At 68.4% G+C, this 17,888-nt stretch carries 17 protein-coding genes and 1 riboswitch; of the genes, 10 read left to right on the top strand and 7 right to left on the bottom strand.

What is annotated here, in order from left to right; all coding sequences use genetic code 11:
• Nucleotides 1-114: 114 nt before the first annotated feature.
• The 3 genes from ACFVAV_RS11425 to gcvP all read left to right on the top strand — a co-directional run bounded on the left by ACFVAV_RS11425 (nt 115) and on the right by gcvP (nt 4,486).
• Nucleotides 115-588 carry a bifunctional nuclease family protein gene (locus ACFVAV_RS11425; RefSeq protein ID WP_379033723.1) on the top strand — a complete coding sequence of 158 codons (474 nt, stop codon included), beginning with the start codon at nt 115-117 and terminating at the stop codon, nt 586-588.
• Between the two features lie 170 nt (nt 589-758).
• Nucleotides 759-1,316, top strand: coding sequence for a MerR family transcriptional regulator (locus tag ACFVAV_RS11420; protein ID WP_189034281.1), 558 nt, complete (start codon nt 759-761; stop codon nt 1,314-1,316).
• Between the two features lie 105 nt (nt 1,317-1,421).
• A riboswitch (glycine riboswitch) is annotated at nt 1,422-1,520 on the top strand.
• A gap of 128 nt (nt 1,521-1,648) precedes the next feature.
• The gene (gcvP, locus tag ACFVAV_RS11415; protein ID WP_379033721.1) at nt 1,649-4,486 is read left to right on the top strand and encodes an aminomethyl-transferring glycine dehydrogenase; all 2,838 of its coding nucleotides are present in this window, start codon (nt 1,649-1,651) and stop codon (nt 4,484-4,486) included.
• Between the two features lie 52 nt (nt 4,487-4,538).
• On the opposite strand, the gene ACFVAV_RS11410 is transcribed toward gcvP, so the two are convergent.
• A complete protein-coding gene (locus tag ACFVAV_RS11410) occupies nt 4,539-5,144 on the bottom strand; it encodes a TetR/AcrR family transcriptional regulator (RefSeq protein WP_379033718.1) in 606 nt (201 codons plus the stop codon).
• A 73-nt stretch (nt 5,145-5,217) separates the two neighbouring features.
• On the opposite strand from ACFVAV_RS11410, the gene ACFVAV_RS11405 reads away from it, so the two are divergent.
• Together ACFVAV_RS11405 and ACFVAV_RS11400 are read left to right on the top strand one after the other, a co-directional pair.
• On the top strand, nt 5,218-6,693 hold the full coding sequence (locus ACFVAV_RS11405) for an ABC-F family ATP-binding cassette domain-containing protein (RefSeq protein ID WP_379033715.1): 1,476 nt from the start codon (nt 5,218-5,220) through the stop codon (nt 6,691-6,693).
• The gene (locus tag ACFVAV_RS11400) at nt 6,686-7,531 is read left to right on the top strand and encodes a virginiamycin B lyase (RefSeq protein ID WP_379033712.1); all 846 of its coding nucleotides are present in this window, start codon (nt 6,686-6,688) and stop codon (nt 7,529-7,531) included. Before ACFVAV_RS11405 ends, ACFVAV_RS11400 begins: the two co-directional genes overlap by 8 nt.
• Nucleotides 7,532-7,748: 217 nt before the next feature.
• On the opposite strand, the gene ACFVAV_RS11395 is transcribed toward ACFVAV_RS11400, so the two are convergent.
• The 3 genes from ACFVAV_RS11395 to ACFVAV_RS11385 all read right to left on the bottom strand — a co-directional run bounded on the left by ACFVAV_RS11395 (nt 7,749) and on the right by ACFVAV_RS11385 (nt 10,322).
• Nucleotides 7,749-9,416: a VWA domain-containing protein gene (locus ACFVAV_RS11395; RefSeq protein ID WP_379033709.1), complete on the bottom strand. Its 1,668-nt coding sequence runs from the start codon at nt 9,414-9,416 to the stop codon at nt 7,749-7,751.
• Nucleotides 9,417-9,528: 112 nt separating this feature from the next.
• Nucleotides 9,529-9,783 (bottom strand): WhiB family transcriptional regulator, encoded by a 255-nt coding sequence (locus ACFVAV_RS11390; RefSeq protein ID WP_357350698.1) that lies wholly within the window; start codon nt 9,781-9,783, stop codon nt 9,529-9,531.
• On the bottom strand, nt 9,780-10,322 hold the full coding sequence (locus ACFVAV_RS11385) for an HNH endonuclease (protein WP_379033705.1): 543 nt from the start codon (nt 10,320-10,322) through the stop codon (nt 9,780-9,782). The genes ACFVAV_RS11390 and ACFVAV_RS11385 overlap by 4 nt, the downstream gene beginning before the upstream one ends.
• 61 nt (nt 10,323-10,383) lie before the next feature.
• On the opposite strand from ACFVAV_RS11385, the gene ACFVAV_RS11380 reads away from it, so the two are divergent.
• Both ACFVAV_RS11380 and ACFVAV_RS11375 read left to right on the top strand, forming a co-directional pair.
• Entirely contained in the window at nt 10,384-10,596 is a 213-nt protein-coding gene (locus ACFVAV_RS11380; RefSeq protein ID WP_379033702.1) for a hypothetical protein, read from the top strand.
• Nucleotides 10,597-10,706: 110 nt separating this feature from the next.
• Entirely contained in the window at nt 10,707-11,405 is a 699-nt protein-coding gene (locus ACFVAV_RS11375) for a DUF4232 domain-containing protein (RefSeq protein ID WP_379033699.1), read from the top strand.
• Here the strand turns inward: ACFVAV_RS11375 and ACFVAV_RS11370 are convergent, their stop codons facing one another.
• Entirely contained in the window at nt 11,406-12,695 is a 1,290-nt protein-coding gene (locus tag ACFVAV_RS11370; protein WP_379033696.1) for an acyl-CoA dehydrogenase family protein, read from the bottom strand.
• A gap of 2 nt (nt 12,696-12,697) precedes the next feature.
• The gene (locus ACFVAV_RS11365) at nt 12,698-13,357 is read right to left on the bottom strand and encodes a TetR/AcrR family transcriptional regulator (protein ID WP_379033693.1); all 660 of its coding nucleotides are present in this window, start codon (nt 13,355-13,357) and stop codon (nt 12,698-12,700) included.
• 245 nt (nt 13,358-13,602) lie between these two features.
• On the opposite strand from ACFVAV_RS11365, the gene ACFVAV_RS11360 reads away from it, so the two are divergent.
• Both ACFVAV_RS11360 and ACFVAV_RS11355 read left to right on the top strand, forming a co-directional pair.
• Nucleotides 13,603-15,780 (top strand): malate synthase G, encoded by a 2,178-nt coding sequence (locus ACFVAV_RS11360; protein WP_379033690.1) that lies wholly within the window; start codon nt 13,603-13,605, stop codon nt 15,778-15,780.
• Nucleotides 15,781-16,221: 441 nt separating this feature from the next.
• Nucleotides 16,222-16,368 carry a hypothetical protein gene (locus ACFVAV_RS11355; RefSeq protein ID WP_379033687.1) on the top strand — a complete coding sequence of 49 codons (147 nt, stop codon included), beginning with the start codon at nt 16,222-16,224 and terminating at the stop codon, nt 16,366-16,368.
• Between the two features lie 206 nt (nt 16,369-16,574).
• Here ACFVAV_RS11355 and ACFVAV_RS11350 read toward each other — a convergent pair whose 3' ends face one another.
• Nucleotides 16,575-17,096 (bottom strand): hypothetical protein, encoded by a 522-nt coding sequence (locus tag ACFVAV_RS11350; RefSeq protein ID WP_379033684.1) that lies wholly within the window; start codon nt 17,094-17,096, stop codon nt 16,575-16,577.
• Between the two features lie 419 nt (nt 17,097-17,515).
• On the opposite strand from ACFVAV_RS11350, the gene ACFVAV_RS11345 reads away from it, so the two are divergent.
• Complete coding sequence (locus ACFVAV_RS11345) at nt 17,516-17,854, top strand: hypothetical protein (RefSeq protein ID WP_379033681.1); 339 nt, start codon at nt 17,516-17,518, stop codon at nt 17,852-17,854.
• Nucleotides 17,855-17,888: the final 34 nt, after the last annotated feature.

Here is a 17,888-nt window from a genome sequence, read left to right as displayed (position 1 = left end):
CGGCCGGCGGCGAGTATGGGAGGCAGGACAACGCATGAGCGAGCGCAGCGAGCGAGCGATCAAGACAGCCGAGCACTCGGTCATGGCGGAGCCGAGCGTTAGCGAGGTGGAGGCATGAGCGAGATGCGCGTCATCGGCATCCGTGTCGAGCAGCCACAGAACCAGCCCGTGCTGCTGCTGCGGGAGGCGGAGGGCGAGCGATACCTGCCGATCTGGATCGGACAGGCCGAGGCCACCGCGATCGTGCTCGAGCAGGAGGGGGTCACCCCGATCCGTCCGCTCACTCACGATTTGATCAAGATTCTGATCACCGAACTCGGGCACACCCTCAAGGAAGTGCGGATCGTCGATCTGCAGGAGGGCACCTTCTACGCCGATCTCGTCTTCGACGGCGATCTGCGGGTCTCGGCCCGGCCGTCGGATTCGGTGGCCATCGCGCTGCGGGTCGGCTGCCCGATTTTCGCCGAGGAACCGGTACTCGCCGAGGCCGGGCTGGTGATGCCGGACGAGCGCGAGGACGAGGTCGAGAAGTTCAAGGAGTTCCTCGAGTCGGTCTCGCCCGACGACTTCAAGGCCACGGACAGCTGATTCACTTCCCGATCTTCTAGACCTGAAGTAGAGGTCGAGGGAATCGCCGCGCGCGGTGCTTGGTGCGACAACGGTGCAGGTCCGACAATGGCAGGAGTAACCTCGAAAGTCGGGCAACATCCGTCGTGACTCCGGTACTTCGAGAACGTCGGCAGAGCAAGGAGTGGTCAGTGGAAGAGCAATCGCAGGATGTGGTGCAGCCTGGCTTGTTCCCGGACGACTCGGTTCCGGACGATCTGGTCGGCTACCGGGTGCCGAGCGCGTGTCAGGTCGCCGGCATCACCTACCGTCAACTCGACTACTGGGCCCGCACCGGGCTGGTTGTGCCGTCGATCCGCGGCGCCGCGGGTTCGGGCAGTCAGCGGCTGTACTCGTTCAAGGACATCCTGGTCCTCAAGATCGTGAAGCGACTGCTGGACGCGGGCGTCTCTTTACAGAACATCCGGATCGCGGTCGATCATCTGCGCAGCCGCGGCGTGCCGGATCTGGCCGGGATCACGCTGTTCTCCGACGGGACCACGGTGTACGAGTGCACCTCACCCGAGGAGGTAGTCGATTTACTGCAGGGCGGGCAGGGCGTCTTCGGAATCGCGGTCAGCGGCGCCATGCGGGAACTGACCGGGGCGATCGCCGACTTCCCGGCCGAGCGGGCCACCGAGATCACCGACCGCCCCGAGGACGAACTGTCCTTCCGGCGCAAGGTACGGGAGAACCGCAAAACCGGATAGTAGTGACGAGCGCTTGCCCGCCACCCCGATCCCGGCTTGCGTGACGAGCGCTACATCGTGTGCGTGACGGCGGCGGTTCGCCGTGCCATTAGACTGGGTGAGCGTCGCCGCCGTGCGGGAGAGTCTTGGGTTCGTAGAGTCCAGGCGCCGAAGGAGCAGCACCTCCCCGTCAATCTCTCAGGCAACAGGGACCGCACGGTGATTCGACGCCTCTGGAAAGCGGTGGCTTCAGGCTGCCCGCCCACGGGGAAAGGGACACGGCTGTTCGCCGCCGGGTCACCGAATCTCTCAGGCGCCACGACAGAGGGGGAGGGCTGGTACCCGTCGACCACATGGTCGACCCGCCCGACCTTGGAGCTGCCGTGACCCGTTCGTTCGCCGACCGCCACATCGGACCCGATTCCGACGAACTCGCCCGGATCCTCGAGATCGTCGGCGTCGACTCGATCGACGCGCTCGCGACCACGGCACTGCCCGCGACGATTCTCGACGAGTCCGGCCTCGGCGCGCTGCCCGCGCCCGGCACCGAGCACGAGGTGCTCGCGGAGCTGGCCGCGCTGGCACACTCCAACACCGTCGCCACCTCGATGATCGGCCTCGGCTACTACGACACGCTCACCCCGCCGGTGCTGGTGCGCAATCTGCTGGAGAACCCGGCCTGGTACACCGCCTACACCCCGTACCAGCCCGAGATCAGCCAGGGCAGGCTCGAAGCGCTGCTCAACTTCCAGACCATGGTCTCCGACCTGACCGGCATGGACGTCGCCAACGCCTCCATGCTCGACGAGGCCACCGCGGCCGCCGAGGCGATGACGCTGCTGCGCCGCGCGGGCAAGTCCAAGTCGCACCGGCTCGTCGTCGACGCCGATCTGTTCCCGCAGACCAAGACCATCATCGGCACCAGGGCCGAGCCGCTCGGTATCGAGATCGTCGAGGCCGACCTGTCGGCCGGTGAACTGCCCGAGGGCGAGTTCTTCGGCGTGATCGCGCAGACCCCCGGTGCTTCCGGCCGGATCGTCGACTACACCGCGCTGTTCGCGGCCGCCCACGAGCGTGGCGCGCTGGTCGCCGCCGGTGCCGACCTCTTGGCGCTGACGCTGATCACGCCGCCCGGTGAACAGGGCGCCGACGTGTGCTTCGGCACCACGCAGCGCTTCGGTGTGCCGATGGGCTTCGGCGGCCCGCACGCCGGCTACCTCGCCGTGCGCACCGCGTTCGCCCGGCAGCTGCCCGGCCGCCTGGTCGGCGTGTCCGTCGACGCCGACGGCGCCCCGGCCTACCGTCTCGCCCTGCAGACGCGTGAGCAGCACATCCGCCGCGAGAAGGCGACCTCCAACATCTGTACCGCGCAGGTGCTGCTGGCCATCGTCGCCGCCATGTACGCCAGCTACCACGGTGCCAACGGGCTGCGCGCCATCGCGCGCCGGGTACACGTGCACGCCGCGGCCATCGCGTCCGGAATCGGCGCGGCCCTGGTGCACGAGAGCTTCTTCGACACCGTGCTGGCGTATGTGCCCGGCGGCGCGGAAGCCGTTGTCGCCAAGGCGAAGTCGCAGGGCATCAACCTGCGCCTGGTCGACGCCGATCATGTCGCGATCTCCTGCGACGAGGCGACCACCGACGCGCACGTCGCCGCGGTCGTCGAATCCTTCGGCACCGCACGGACTCCCGACGCCACGAGCGCCCAGCCCGCCGCGATCGAGACCCGCACCTCGGACTACCTGACCCACCCGGCGTTCACCCGCCACCACACCGAGACCGCCATGCTGCGCTACCTGCGCTCGCTGTCGGACAAGGACATCGCGTTGGACCGCAGCATGATTCCGCTCGGTTCGTGCACCATGAAGCTCAACGCGACCGCCGAGATGGAGGCCATCACCTGGCCCGGTTTCGCCCGGCTGCACCCGTTCGCGCCCACCGAGGACGTGCCCGGCATCCTGAAGCTCATCGGCGACCTCGAGCAGTGGCTGGCCGAGATCACCGGCTACGACGCGGTGAGCCTGCAGCCCAACGCCGGCAGCCAAGGTGAGTACGCCGGCCTGCTCGCGATCCGGCGCTACCATCTCGATCGCGGCGACGACCACCGTGACACCTGCCTGATCCCGTCGAGCGCGCACGGTACCAACGCGGCCTCGGCGGCCATGGTCGGCATGCGCGTCGAGGTCGTGAAGTGCCGGGAGAACGGCGATGTCGATCTCGACGACCTGCGCGCCAAGATCGCCGACCATGCCGAGCGGCTGGCCTGCATCATGATCACCTACCCGTCCACCCACGGTGTCTACGAGCACGAGGTGGCCGAGCTGTGCGCGCTCGTGCACGACGCGGGCGGCCAGGTGTATGTCGACGGCGCGAACCTCAACGCCCTGGTCGGCCTCGCCCGTCCCGGCCGGTTCGGTGGCGACGTCAGTCACCTGAACCTGCACAAGACCTTCTGCATCCCGCACGGTGGCGGCGGTCCCGGCGTCGGCCCGGTGGCGGTGCGCTCGCACCTCGCCCAGTACCTGCCCGGTGACCCGCGCGAAACCGGTTCGCACGCGGTGTCGGCGGCCGACTACGGTTCGGCGTCGATCCTGCCGATCACCTGGGCCTACATCCGGATGATGGGTGCCGAGGGCCTGCGCGAGGCGACGCTCACCGCGATCGCGTCGGCCAACTACATCGCCCGTCGCCTCGATGCCTACTTCCCGGTGCTCTACACCGGCGAGAACGGCATGGTCGCCCACGAGTGCATCCTCGACCTGCGCGAGATCACCAAACAGACCGGCGTCACCGTCGACGATGTGGCCAAGCGCCTGGCCGACTACGGCTTCCACGCGCCCACCATGAGCTTCCCGGTGGCGGGCACCCTGATGGTGGAGCCCACCGAGAGCGAGAACCTCGAGGAGCTCGACGAGTTCATCGCCGCGATGATCGCCATCCGCGGTGAGATCGACCAGGTCGGCGCGGGTGTGTGGCCGGTGACCGACAACCCGCTGCGCGGCTCGCCGCACACCGCGGCGAGCCTCGTCGGCGAGTGGGACCACCCCTACAGCCGTGAGGTCGCGGTGTATCCGCGGGGCATCGGCCACACCCGCCCCAAGGTGTGGCCGCCGGTGCGCCGCATCGACGGCGCGTTCGGTGACCGCAATCTGGTCTGCTCCTGCCCGCCGCTGGACGCCTACGAGGACTGATCGTCAATCGGTAACGGGCCCCGCCGCATTCGTCGGCGGGGCCTGTCGTCGTCTACGGGGTGCAAGGCTCTGCGGGCCAGGATGATCGGGCGAGCGCGGCCGCGGCATCGGCGGCGCGGCGGGCGTGTTCGGCGGTGACCGGCTCGTGAGCGATGAACAGCCGGTGGAACAGGGGAGCCACCGCGAACCGGACGATCTCCGTTCCGTCGACGCCGGGGGTGAGTTCCCCTCGCGCGATTGCCCGTTCGACGATCACCGCCGCCTCGGTATGCCGTGCCGTGTAGTAGGTGCGCAGTGCCGCGGCCGCGTCCGGGTGCTGCATGCCGGCGGTCACGAAAGCCGCTGCGACCGGACCGGATTCGGGGTCGGTGAAGCCGGTCCGCAGCAATTCGGTGAGCCCGCGCAGGTCGCCGATGAGGGTGCCGGTGTCCGGGATCGGCCAGGACTGTCCCGCCGCGCGGTCGAGTGCGTCGGCGACGAGACCCTCCGGACCGCGCCAGCGCCGGTAGACGGTGGTCTTGTGCACCCCGGCCCGCTGGGCGACGGATTCCATGCTCAGGCCCTGGAAGCCGTGCTCGGCGAGCTCGGCCGTCGTCGCGTCGAGGACGGCCTCGCGCACCCGGGTACTGCGTCCGCCGGGTCGTCGTTGCGGTTCCAAAAACAACTCCTGTTGCGTTAGTTGAACAAGGTTTGTAGAGTTAAAGCTACACAAGTAGCTATTGGAGCGCTGTTTGACCACTCAACTGACCCTGCGCGGAGTGTCGAAGTCCTACGCGGAGCGGCCGGTGCTCGACACCGTGACGGCAACGATCCGGCCCGGTGAGCGGGTCGGCATCGTCGGCGAGAACGGGTCGGGAAAGTCGACGTTGCTGCGGGTGTTGGCCGGACTGGACCGGGCGGACGCCGGATCGGTCACCGTCAGCGCCGACGGCGGACTCGGCCACCTCGCGCAGACCCTCGCCGGCGACACCGTCGGCGCCGCGATCGAGCTGGCGCTGGCGGAGCTGCGGGATCTGGAACACGGCATGCACGCGGCCGCCGAAGCGCAGGACATGGACCGCTACGGCGAACTGCTCACCCGGTTCGAAGCGCGCGACGGCTATGCCGCCGACGCCAGGGTCGACGCGTCGCTGCACGGACTCGGCCTGGCCGGGATCGATCGGGATCGGCCACTGGACAGCCTGTCCGGCGGGGAACGAGCCAGGCTCGGACTGGCCTGCCTGCTCGCCGCCTCGCCGGAGGTCCTGCTGCTCGACGAACCGACCAATCACCTCGACGAGAACGCGCTGACCTGGCTGGAGAACCGGCTGCGGACCCACCACGGCACGGTCGTGCTGGTCTCCCACGATCGGATCTTCCTCGACCGGGTGGCGACGGCGATCATCGAGGTGGCCGACGGCGGCCTGACCCGCTTCGGCGGCTACACCGGCTACCTGGAGGAGAAGGCTGCCGCCCGTGTGCGCTGGGAACAGGCATATGCGCAGTGGCGCAGCGAGATCGGGCGACTCGAGGAATTCGCGACGACCACCGCCCAGCAGGTGGCGCACGGTCGCGCGATCACCGACAACAACAAGATGGCCTATGACCGCAATGCGGGCCGGGTGCAGAGCTCGGTCGCCTCGCGGGTCCGGCAGACCGCCGAACGCCTGCGCCGCCTGCGCGCGGACCCGGTTCCGTGTCCGCCCGAACCCCTGTGCTTCCGTGGGCGATTCGCCGCACCGGGCTCGAAGTCCGAGTTCGCCATCGGACCCGTGACCCTGGGACCGCGGGGCAGGCTGCTCATCCACGGCCCGAACGGGGCGGGAAAGTCGACGCTGCTCGACGCGATCCACGCGTCGGCACCCGGCCGGGTCGGCTACCTGCGCCAGGAGGACCGATTCGATCCGGACCGAAGTGTCACCGAGACATACGGTTTCGGCCGGGCCGCGCTCGTCGCGACCGGACTGTTCGTGCCCGAGCTGCTGGACCGCCCGGTCGGCACCTTGTCGGAGGGGCAGCGGCGCCGATTGTCACTGGCCCGGGTGCTCGCCGGTGACCATGATCTGCTGCTGCTCGACGAACCGACCAACCACCTGTCACTGACCCTGGTCGACGAGGTGGAACAGGCACTGCACGACTACCGGGGCGCGGTGGTCGTGGTGTCGCACGATCGTGCGCTACGCCGTCGATTCCGGGGACTACAGAAGGGAATTCAGGACTTTGGCTGACATCGTGCAGGTGATCGAGGTGCCGGGCGCGCCGTACGGAGTGACTGCCGGGCCGGACGGCGCACTGTGGTTCACGCTGGTGGCACAGGGTGCGATCGGCCGCTGTGCCGACGGCGTGGTGCGGACATTCGCCCTGGAGCCCGCCGACGGTCAGCCCACCGTCATCGTGGCAGGTCCAGATGATGCGTTGTGGTTCACCGAGTTTCAGGGCGGCAGGCTCGGCCGCATCACCACCTGGGGCGATGTGACAAGCACCGCGCTGGACGGTCCCTACGGTGCGTGCCTCGGACCCGACGGCGCACTGTGGTTCACCGAGCTGCAGGCCGGTCGCGTGGGGCGGCTCGCCGCCGACGGCACGATCGACCGTGTCCACGTGGAAGGAATGCCATCGATGCTCACCGCGGGATCTGATGGCGCAGTGTGGTTTACGGTGAACCAGGGCAATGTGATCGGCCGGGTGGATCGCGACCTGGCACTGACGCTGTACCCGGTGCCGACACCTGCCGCCGCGCCGGTCGGCATCACCGCGGGCCCGGACGGTGCGGTGTGGTTCACCGAAATCGGCGCGGGCGCCATCGGGCGCATCGACTCCGACGGCACGATCACCGAATTCGCCCTGCCCGACCCCGCCGCCCGCCCGCACGCGATCGTCACCGGACCCGACGGCGCGCTGTGGTTCACCGAATGGGCAGCAGGCAGGCTCGGCCGGATCACCACCGACGGCGAGATCGACCATCTCGCGCTACCCGGCGCCGAACCACACGGCCTCACCGTCGACGCCGCAGGCCACCTGTGGGTCGCGATGGAATCCGGTGCGCTGGTGGAAGTCTCACCCTGACGGACTCTGCCGGGCAGTCGTTCGAGCAGTGCGCGCCGCCCCGGCGCGGTCGGCGCCGCAGCCGGATCGATGGGGCCCGACGGCACCTCGAGCAGCTGCAGCGGATAACCGTCGCCGGTCACCACACCGGTGTCGCGAATGCGCCGGTTCGCACCACGGTAGTCAGATCGGCGGCGGCCGCGTGGGCGAATAATGTTGCCCGCGCGGCCGTTCCGGATCAGGGAGTGGTCAGTGCCTTGACCACCGCGGTGCCGAAGCTGAGGTCGTTGCTTGTCGACACGCGGGTGTAGGTGCCGCCGGTCTGCTGCGCGAGGGTCTGCAGGGTCTGGGTGCCCTGGCCGCCGACCACGACGACGTCGATCCGGACCGGCTTGTCGGACTTCGTGGCGGCGGTGATCTCGGCGACCAGCGCGGAACCGGTGAGCGAGGAGTCGTCGTCGGGGCCGTCGGTGATCACCAGAATCGAGTTGGTGCGGCCTGGGGAGTAGGCGGCCACCGCGGCGCGGTAGGCGGCGAGCAGGCTGGGGTAGGCCTGATCGGTGGTGCTCTGGCTCGCCTTGGTGCTGGTCACCGCCGAGCCGACAGTATTGCGCTGGGCGTCGGTCAGCAGGTCGGTGGGGACCTGCACCTGGTACGGAGTGGTGCCGTCGAGGTTCTTGCCGAAGGTCCACAGGCCGAGGCCGAAGTCCGGCGGCATCACCGTCAGTGTCGAGGCGAGCGCCGCGCCCGCGTTCGCCAGCCGCGTGGTCGACCCCTCCGCGGTACCCATCGACGACGAGACATCGAGCAGCACTGTGGCATTCACACCGAGGACCGGGTTGGCCAGGGTGCCCTGCACCTTCTGCAGAGCCGCCTTGTCCGGGTTGGCGGGCGCCGAACCGATGGCAGGGCCGAACCCCTCGGTCGCGAGGGCGCCCGCCTGCTCGGGGGCGCGCAGGAAGTCGATGAAGCGGGACGCGATGAGGTTCTGGGTCTTGTCGACCCACGGGCCCGACAGCAGGGCGGCGGGATAGTCCGCGAGCGGCGCGGTGCCGACCGGCCGGAACGCGGTGAGCCCGCCGGTGCCGAGCTGCTGTGCGGTGGCGGCGACGGCGTGCACCTCGTCGGCGGTGGGGTCGGCGGTGATCGCCCCCATCGCCGACACCAGGTCCGCGGGCACCTGGGCGTCCGCGGCGAGCCCGGAGATCGCGGCGACGACCTGGCCGGAGCCCGCGGCCTGCGCGGTCAGCGGCTCGGTGCCCGACACGGCGGCCCCGATCGAGGCGGCCGCGGCGGTGGTGGCATCGCTGACGGGCAGTGCCATCCGCAGCCCACCCCAGCCGGACAGGCCGAGCTCGTCGAGCGAGCCCTGCTGCAGGCGCGGCAGATCCGACCAGGCGATCTGGTGCTGTTCGAGCGCCTGACGCAGCGCGTCGGGCACGGCGAGCACGATCGGGCTGGTGGCGATGGAGGCGGGCGTGCCCTCGATCAGGCCGGGCACCCGCACCAGTTCGATCGAGCGGCTGGAATCGGCGATCCAGAGCCCCGGCTTCGGGCCGAGTGCCGGATCCCACTTTCCGGTATCGGCCAGGCCCACGACCAGGGCGGCCGACGGGCGGGCCGACACCTCCACCCGCGCGCAGTGGTCACGTACCCGCGGCTTGCTCGCGTTGTAGCGGTCGGCGGCGGCGCGGACCGGGCCCGCGATCGCCGGATCGACGGTGACGTCCAGTGACGCCGGTCCCTCGACGCATTCGGCGGCGGCCGCGACGTCGGTGCTGGCGGCGCGATCGCTGAGCTGGAACCAGGCGAACACGGCCACGATCACCAGCACGAGTACCGATGCCGCGATCACCGGACCCTTGCTGATGCTTCGAGATCTGGTCCCGCTGCGATGAGTACCCACGGGGCAAGTTTAAGGACACGCCACCGGGCCGCCGCACGGTGCATACCGCTGCGCATCGACGCTGGTCACGATGTGGGGCCGGGTGTCACGGCGGACACCCGGCCCCGGCCGGTCACTCGCGGATCACCCGTCCGCGGTCGTATTCACGGCCACCCCAGACCCCCGACTGGCCGGTCTGGGCCGCGTACTCGGTGCACCCCGCGAGCAACGGGCAACCGGCGCAGATCCCGCGGGCGTAGTCGAAGTCCTGCGACGGGTACGGGAACCATGCCTCGTGGTTCGGGTCACCCCGGCAGGCGGCGCGGTGCCATTGCCCCGAATCGGACAGAGTCAGCAGTTCGGTCAGTGCGAGGTCGGTGGTGGTCACGGCGCGTACTCCTTCCAGATCCGGCGCTGGGTGCGGGCCAGCGGGTCGGGAGCCTTGGGCTCCCACAGCAGCCGCATCCCCGCTTCCTCGGGGGTGCGGTCGGCCTTGCTCGTATTGCAGGGTCCGCAGCAGGCGATCAGGTTGCCCCACGTGTTCGGTCCACCCCTGCTGCGCGGGCGGATGTGGTCGACGGTCTGCGCCCAGTCGTCGCAGTAGCCGCAGCGGTGCTTGTCGCGGCGCAGGACACCGGCCAGGGTGGCGCGGCTGTCCTCGCCCACCGCGGCGACGTGGCCCAGGTAGACGTAGCGCAGCAGCCGGATCGTCTCCGGCAGCCCGATGACCAGGTGCTGGGACCGGATCGGGAACCGCGGCGCCCGCTCGATGACGGTCTCCGCGGCGCCGCTGATCAGCAGTGTCACGGCCCGGTCGGCGGTGATCTCGTCGAGAGCCTCGTAGCTGGCGTTGAGCACGAGCACCCTGGTGCGTATCCAGGTGTCGGAAGTGGGCGCCATCGGGTCGACGGCATGACGGATCGTCATGGGAATCACCATGTTTCGAGAGAAGTGAACGACAGTCGGAGCTGAGTGAGTTGCCGCGTCAGTGCGCGAACCGGAGACGGACCATGGCATCGTGGCCGGCGCTTCGCGCGATGCGGGCCGAATCGGCGCGGCGATAGGTCTTTTCGGACTGTCGCAGTGGCGCAAGGGTTTTCACGGCCGTCTCCTCCTCTCGAAGTGTCTCGTCGGTCTCGCTCTGTCGCGAATGACCAGCGTGGAATTCATGGTGGCATATGCCGCGCCGGATGTCGGCTGATTTATTTCCGGTCACGCTCCGGCATCGACCGGAACGGAGAAGGGGCTGGTCGCGATACATTTTCGTGGTGAGGTGCCCGTCGGGCGCACCGATCGCGAGGAGTGGTGCTCATGCGGACAGCGCTGATTCCGGCCACCGTGGCGTGCGCGGCCGTCCTGCTACTCGCCGGCTGCGGCAATGATTCCGTGGGGACCAACGCGCCCGCCGACCGGTCGAGTCCGACCCTGCCCGCGCCGGGACCGGCTTCCTCGGTCACGCCGAGCGCGGCAGGCCCCGCCACCCTCGTGCCACCAGCCGCCATGCCTGCTCCGGCACCGGGCCCTGCCGTGACATCGGCCCCGGCGGCCACCGCAGGACCGCCGAGCCCGCCGGGTGTCCCACTCCCGGACACGGCCCCCGCCTGCGCCGACGGCCAGGTCCTGGTCGGCGGCGGCCCCGTGACCGCCGCCGCGGGACATCAGGGCATGACTCTGCGCTTCTGGCTTGTCGGCGCCAGCGGACCGTGCTCGCTGACCGGTTATCCCGGGGTGGACGCGGTCGGCGAGACCACCAGCAACGCAACCCGCACACCCCGCGGCTACCTGGGCGGACTCCCACCCAACCAGGACACGCCCGCCACGGTGATCCTCACCCCGGACCACGGGGCCGAGGCCGTCGTCGAAGGCACCTCCACCGACGCGGCGGGCAACGCGTGCCCGGCTTACACCGGACTGCGGGTCACCCCGCCCGACACCACCGATACCGTCCCGGTCGGCGAGTCGCTGTCGGTGTGCGACCTCGCGGTCCATCCGGTCACCCCGATGAGCTGATCAGAGGTTGCCGACCTCGCGTTCGAGCCGGCGGGCGACGAGATCGCGTGCCTCCTCGCGGAGAGTGGGCCGGAAACCGGTGGGGTACACCGGGTCCGCGGGCGCGTACTGCTTCAGGACTTCCTTGGCGAGGGTGATCTTGTGGACCTCGGTGGGCCCGTCGGCGATGGCCATGACCTCGGCGTAGGTGGTCATGTCGAGGAACGGGAGATCGGTGCTGACACCCAGCGCGCCGTGCAGATGCAGTGCGCGGCGGGCGATGTCGTTCATGACCGTCGGCATGGCCACCTTGATGGCGGCGATGTCCTTGCGGACCGCGCGGTAGTCCTGGGCCTGGTCGATGCGCCAGGCCGTGCGCAGGACGAGCAGGCGGAACTGCTCCATCTGGATCCAGCTGTCCGCGATCCGTTCCTGGGTCATCTGGAAGCCGCCGAGCACCCCCTTGCGGGCTGGGCGCGAGACCGCTCGCTCGCACATCATGTCGAACGCTTTGCGTACCAAGGCGACCGTGCGCATCGCGTGGTGCACGCGGCCGCCGCCGAGCCGGGTCTGCGCGACGACGAAACCGGCGCCCTCGGCGCCGAGCAGATGATCGGCGGGCACCCGGACGTCGGTGAACCGCAGGTGCCCTTCGTGTTCGCTGAATCCGGGCACGGTGAAATTGCGCACCAGTTCGAGGCCGGGGGCATCTGCCGGGACGATGAACATCGACAGCCGCAGATGCGGTTCGGCGGACGGGTCGGTCACCACCATCACGATGTGGAAGGTGGCGAACTCGGCGCAGGAGTTGAACCACTTCTCGCCGTTGATGACCCACTCGTCACCGTCGCGGACCGCGGTGGTCCGGAACGCGGTCGGGTCCGAGCCGCCGGTGGGCTCGGTCATCACGTAGCAGGAGCCGATCTCCCCGTCGAGCAGTGGCTGCAGGTACTTCTCCTTCTGCTCCGCGGTGCCGAAGTGCGCCAGGATCTCGGCGTTGCCGGAATCCGGTGCCTGACAACCGAAGACGAGCGGCGCCCACATCGACGTGCCGAGCACCTCGTTGAGTAGAGCGAGTTTCAGCTGACCATAACCGGGTCCGCCCAATTCGGGGCCGAGGTGGCAGGCCCATAGTCCCTGGTCCTTCACCTGCTGCTGCAGCGGCCGCATCAGCGCCCTGATCTCGGGATTGGTCCGGTCGTACGGGTTGGGGTAGAGCAGATCCAGTGGCTCGACCTCGGTGCGGACGAACTCCGCGACCCAGTCGAGCTTGCGCTGGTACTCCGGATCGGTCTCGAAATCCCAAGCCATGGTCAGCCTTTCGTGTTGTCGCCGGTGCCGGTGAGCCCGGACAGGACGGTGTCGGTGAGGATCTCGGCGATCTCGGTGGGGGAGTGCGCACCACGCTCGCGGTACCAGAAGCCGAGCGAGTTCAGCATGCCGAGCAGGCCGTTGGTGACGACATGATCGGCGGTGCGCAGCTGCCCCGTGGCGTAGCCCGCATCGATGACGTCCTGCCAGTGGTGCTGGAGCCGGTCTCGCAACTGCTGCAGTTCGGTGGCGCGTCGTCCGGTGAGCGCGTTCGCGTCGCGCAGGTGCACGGCCACCGCGCGCCGGTGCGTGACGATCAGCTCCACATGACTGCGGATGAGCAGGCGCAGGGTCTCGACCGGATCGGCGTTCGCCGCGACGATGCGTTCGGCGTCGTCGAGCAGCAGCCTGGTGTAGTCGCCGAGGATCTCCCACAGCAGCTCTTCCTTGGAGCCGATGTGGTAGTACAGCGCGCCGCGCTGGACGTCGGCCTTGGCGCCGATCTCGGCGACGCCGGTGGCGTGGAAGCCACGTTCGGCGAACAGATCCAGGGCGGCGGCGCGGATGCGATCACCGGTGCCCGCCGCGCCGGGGTCAGCGGCGGGTGGGCGCCCACGGCGCCGGACGGGAGCGACGGGTTCGCCGGGCTGCGCGACGCTCACCGTGCCTCCACTCCGCCGGGCGACCAGGGCTGACCGCCGAGAAATGTTCCGGTCAGTACATTAATTCGCCGGGTGCCTACAATCAAGAGGTGGCCCGCCACGCCCACGCGCCGACCCCGGCGTCTCGGCGTGGCGGAATGGACGGCGCTCCTGCGGCGTTCGAACCCACACGAGGTGTCACCACTACCCACGGGTAACATGACATCGACTTTTCCCACCCGGCTTTCTCAAAAGTGAGGCAGTAGATGACAGAGCGGATTCAGGTCGGCGGGCTCCAGGTGGCCAGCGTTCTCCACGATTTCATCGAGAACGAGGCGCTCCCCGGTACCGGCGTAGATTCCGCCGCGTTCTGGGCCGGCGCCGAGCAGGTCGTCAACGACCTCGCCCCGCGCAACCGCGCCCTGCTGGCCGAACGCGACGAGATCCAGGGCAAGCTCGACGCCTGGCACCAGGAGAGCCCGGGCGCCGGCTACGACAAGGGCGCCTACAAGGAGTTCCTGACCGAGATCGGTTACCTGCGTCCCGAGCCCGCCCCGTTCCAGATCGGCACCGGCAACGTCGACGCCGAGATCGCCACCACCGCGGGCCCGCAGCTCGTGGTGCCGGTGATGAACGCGCGCTTCGCGATCAACGCCGCCAACGCGCGCTGGGGCTCGCTCTACGACGCGCTCTACGGCACCGACGCCATCTCCGAGGCCAACGGCGCCGAGAAGGGCACCGGCTACAACCGCGTGCGCGGCGACAAGGTCATCGAGTGGGGCCGTAACTTCCTCGACGACGCCGTCACCCTGATCACCGGCTCGCACATCGGTTCGTCGTACTACAAGATCGTCGACGGCGAGCTCGAGATCGGCCTGGAAGACGGCACCGACATCGGCCTGGCCGACCCGTCGCAGCTCGTCGGCTACCTGGGCGACCCCGAGGCCCCGACCTCGGTGCTGCTCAAGCACAACGGCCTGCACATCGAGATCCAGATCGACGCGAACTCGCCGATCGGCTCGACCGACACCGCCGGTGTCAAGGACATCGTGCTCGAGTCCGCGCTCACCACGATCATGGACTTCGAGGACTCGGTCGCCGCGGTCGACGCCGAGGACAAGGTCGTCTGTTACCGCAACTGGCTCGGCCTGATGAAGGGTGACCTGGCCGAAGAGGTCACCAAGGGCGGCAAGACCTTCACCCGCACCATGAACCCCGACCGCGTGTTCACCGCGCTCGACGGTTCCGAGCTGGTGCTGCACGGCCGTTCGCTGCTGTTCGTGCGCAACGTGGGCCACCTGATGACCTCCGACGCGATCATCGACGCGCAGGGCAACGAGGTCCCCGAGGGCATCATGGACGGCCTGATCACCTCGCTGATCGCCGTGCACTCGCTCAACGGCGACACCCAGCGCGCCAACACCCGCACCGGCTCGGTCTACATCGTGAAGCCGAAGATGCACGGCCCCGACGAGGCCGCGTTCACCAACGAGCTGTTCGGCCGGATCGAGGACGTCCTCGGCCTGACCCGCAACACCCTCAAGGTCGGCATCATGGATGAGGAGCGCCGCACCACGGTCAACCTCGCCGCGTCGATCGAGGCCGCCAAGGATCGCGTGGTGTTCATCAACACCGGCTTCCTCGACCGCACCGGCGACGAGATCCACACCTCCATGGAGGCCGGGCCGATGGTCCGCAAGGCCGAGATGAAGACCCAGACCTGGATCACCTCCTACGAGGACTGGAACGTCGACACCGGCCTGGCCAAGGGCCTGCCCGGCAAGGCCCAGATCGGCAAGGGCATGTGGGCCATGCCCGACCTGATGGCAGGCATGCTCGAGCAGAAGATCGTGCACCCGAAGTCGGGCGCCAACACCGCGTGGGTGCCCTCGCCGACCGCCGCCACCCTGCACGCCACCCACTACCACCTGGTGGACGTGTTCAAGCGGCAGTCCGAGATCGCCAAGGGCGGCCCGCGTGCCACCGTCGACCAGATCCTCGAGATCCCGCTGGCCCAGTCCATCGACTGGTCCGACGAGGAGAAGCGGCAGGAGCTGGACAACAACTCCCAGGGCATCCTGGGCTACGTGGTCCGCTGGATCGATCACGGTGTCGGCTGCTCCAAGGTGCCCGACATCAACGACATCGGCCTGATGGAAGATCGTGCCACGCTGCGTATCTCGAGCCAGCTGGTTGCGAACTGGCTGCGCCACGGCGTCGTCACCGAGGCCGACGTGATCGCCAGCCTCGAGCGCATGGCCCCCGTCGTCGACCGCCAGAACGCCGGCGACAAGGCCTATCGCCCGATGGCGCCGAACTTCGACGCCTCGATCGCCTTCCAGGCGGCCAAGGAGCTGGTGCTCGAGGGCACCAAGCAGCCCAACGGCTACACCGAGCCGATCCTGCACCGCCGTCGTCGTGAGTACAAGGCCGCGCAGAAGTAGTGCTGTCGAGTGTGTGAAAAGTAGCTTCTAGCAGTACTTTTCGCTTGCGGCCCCGCATCGGAGAATTCCGGCGCGGGGCCGCTGTCTTCACCGGGGATCACCCTGGATACCGGCTCATCACCCTCAAAACGGTCACAAAAACGGTCACAAAACGAATGTGCCCATCATCGTCCTAAGAAGTGGTCTACCTGCGGATTCACGGCTCTTCCTTGGGGATGACCTGCTCGAGAACTGACGACAGATAGCCGTACGGCGGACGTCCGCCTTGGTGTCGGCCTTCGTTGAGGACTCGGGCGTTCATGCTGGCGCGCGTGCGTTGTCTGGACGTGCTGGCGTTCGGGCTCGCTGAGTCCGCCGAGCATGTTCATCATCATGGTGTGGTGACGTTGTCAGGGTCGTAGCCGCCGCGAGTTCGGGGACCCAGATCGAGACGTTGTAGACGTGGATGCGGGGCGCGACGAGGCTGAACTGGTTGCCGAACCAGCAGCGGGTACCCTCACCGACGACGATGCCGGCCAAGCCGCGGTGAGGGTCACGAAGATCGTCGAGGAGTTTGGCGGCTTCGGTCCGTCGGTGCACATGGAGTGATCAGGATTGGCCGACGTCGAAGTAGCTCTTCCCGATTCGTCCGCTGACGAACTTCTCGGCGTTGCCGAGCTGCTACTGGTAGGGGGTTTCGGGGTCCTGGGGTCGATCCTGTACTCGGTGCCTTCTGGCGGTCGTGCCTTAAAGCCTGGATCGGAAGGAATCAGCCACGGTCGCACTGCGGCCCAAATGTCCAGTGCTCGACGCGACTAGGAGTGTTTGCGACCTACCGACCCGAGCATGTCGGCAGGTAACCGGTCCCGGAGCAACGGCAGGCAGCGCTCGAAGTCGGACAGAAGTCCACCGCCATCGCTAGGCCACAACGCTGGATCTGTTACCGCGACACCGAAGTACACATCGGCTGTCGGTTCCCACGTTGGATCCACAACCGTGCCGTCCGGAAGGACACACCAGGCGTGCTGGATCGGGATCCCAGCGGCAGCACGACTACAAGCGAAGCCCTCGGCGTACAACAGTCCGTGGTCCCCGTACGCGTAGGCCGTGGTGACGGCGTTCTGGTAGCAAAACCGGTCAGGCAATTTCGAGACATCGCTAGGCCGGGCTGTCGGGGTGAAGAAGCGTCCGTGGTCGAGAAGCAGATGGTAAGCCGACCGATAAGACCACTCGGGGTCGCCGTAGCGGTTGCGGTCGACGATGTCAGCGTTCATCCGGATATAGTCGACGACCACATGCTCCAGCGCGTCGACCAAAGCCGATCCGTTGCTGGCCATGTTGGTTGCGGCGTCGTTCGACTCCCCCCTGGCTCATGGCCAGATTGTTGCAGGGTCACCGAAGTCAGGAGAAGCGGCTTCAGTCCATGGCCGCATCTGAGCAGTCGCGCACAGGTCGATCCCTGCCATGTAGAGGCACGGGCGTTCTTTGCGATCACCGATCAGATGCTGTGGGGACAAGCGCGTGGGCCGTCTGGATCGTGCCACGGGCCGACGATGCGGCCGGAGGTACTCTCAGTACGTGATACTCAGGACCGTCGGTTGAAGCGCCGCTGCGCCACGCCGTCTCCGGCGGAGGGTACCCCCGGGCAACGGCGCCGGCTGCTGTTGAGGGGGTGCCCAGCCGATGACCGGTCACGCCGACTCGACCGGGCGGGTATCGACTCCTGGTCGTCGCGGGCTTGCTGGAGCATCCGGCGGTGCGTGCGAACATCGATATCGACTTCCTCGGTACAGGGAGCGGGCCGTGGTGGTACACGACCGTGGACTGGTCAGGCTTGAGTGTCGAACCCGAGGCTCTACAGCTCGGTGGCACTGCGGGTCTCCTACTGCGCGTGGCGACAAGAGTCGCCGCCGGCGATCTGGTTGACCTGCGCGACGTCGCATGCAATCTCGATGACTGTCAGGCTCAGGCGGTCGAGGCCGCCCTTGCCCTTGCCAGCGGTATCGGCGACAAGATCGAGATTGTCGACAGCCCGTCCCGTGGGGACCGACTGTTCGTCATCGCCCGCACAGCGGAATCGCCGTTCACCGGGTGATCGTGCTCCCACGAGGTCTGAAGGGCAAGGGGTT

This window comes from Nocardia sp. NPDC057663 (genome assembly GCF_042799895.1).
GTDB lineage: Bacteria > Actinomycetota > Actinomycetes > Mycobacteriales > Mycobacteriaceae > Nocardia.
The sequence above is the reverse complement of the archived record's forward strand: the minus strand, read 5'-3'. Positions and strand labels throughout refer to the sequence as shown.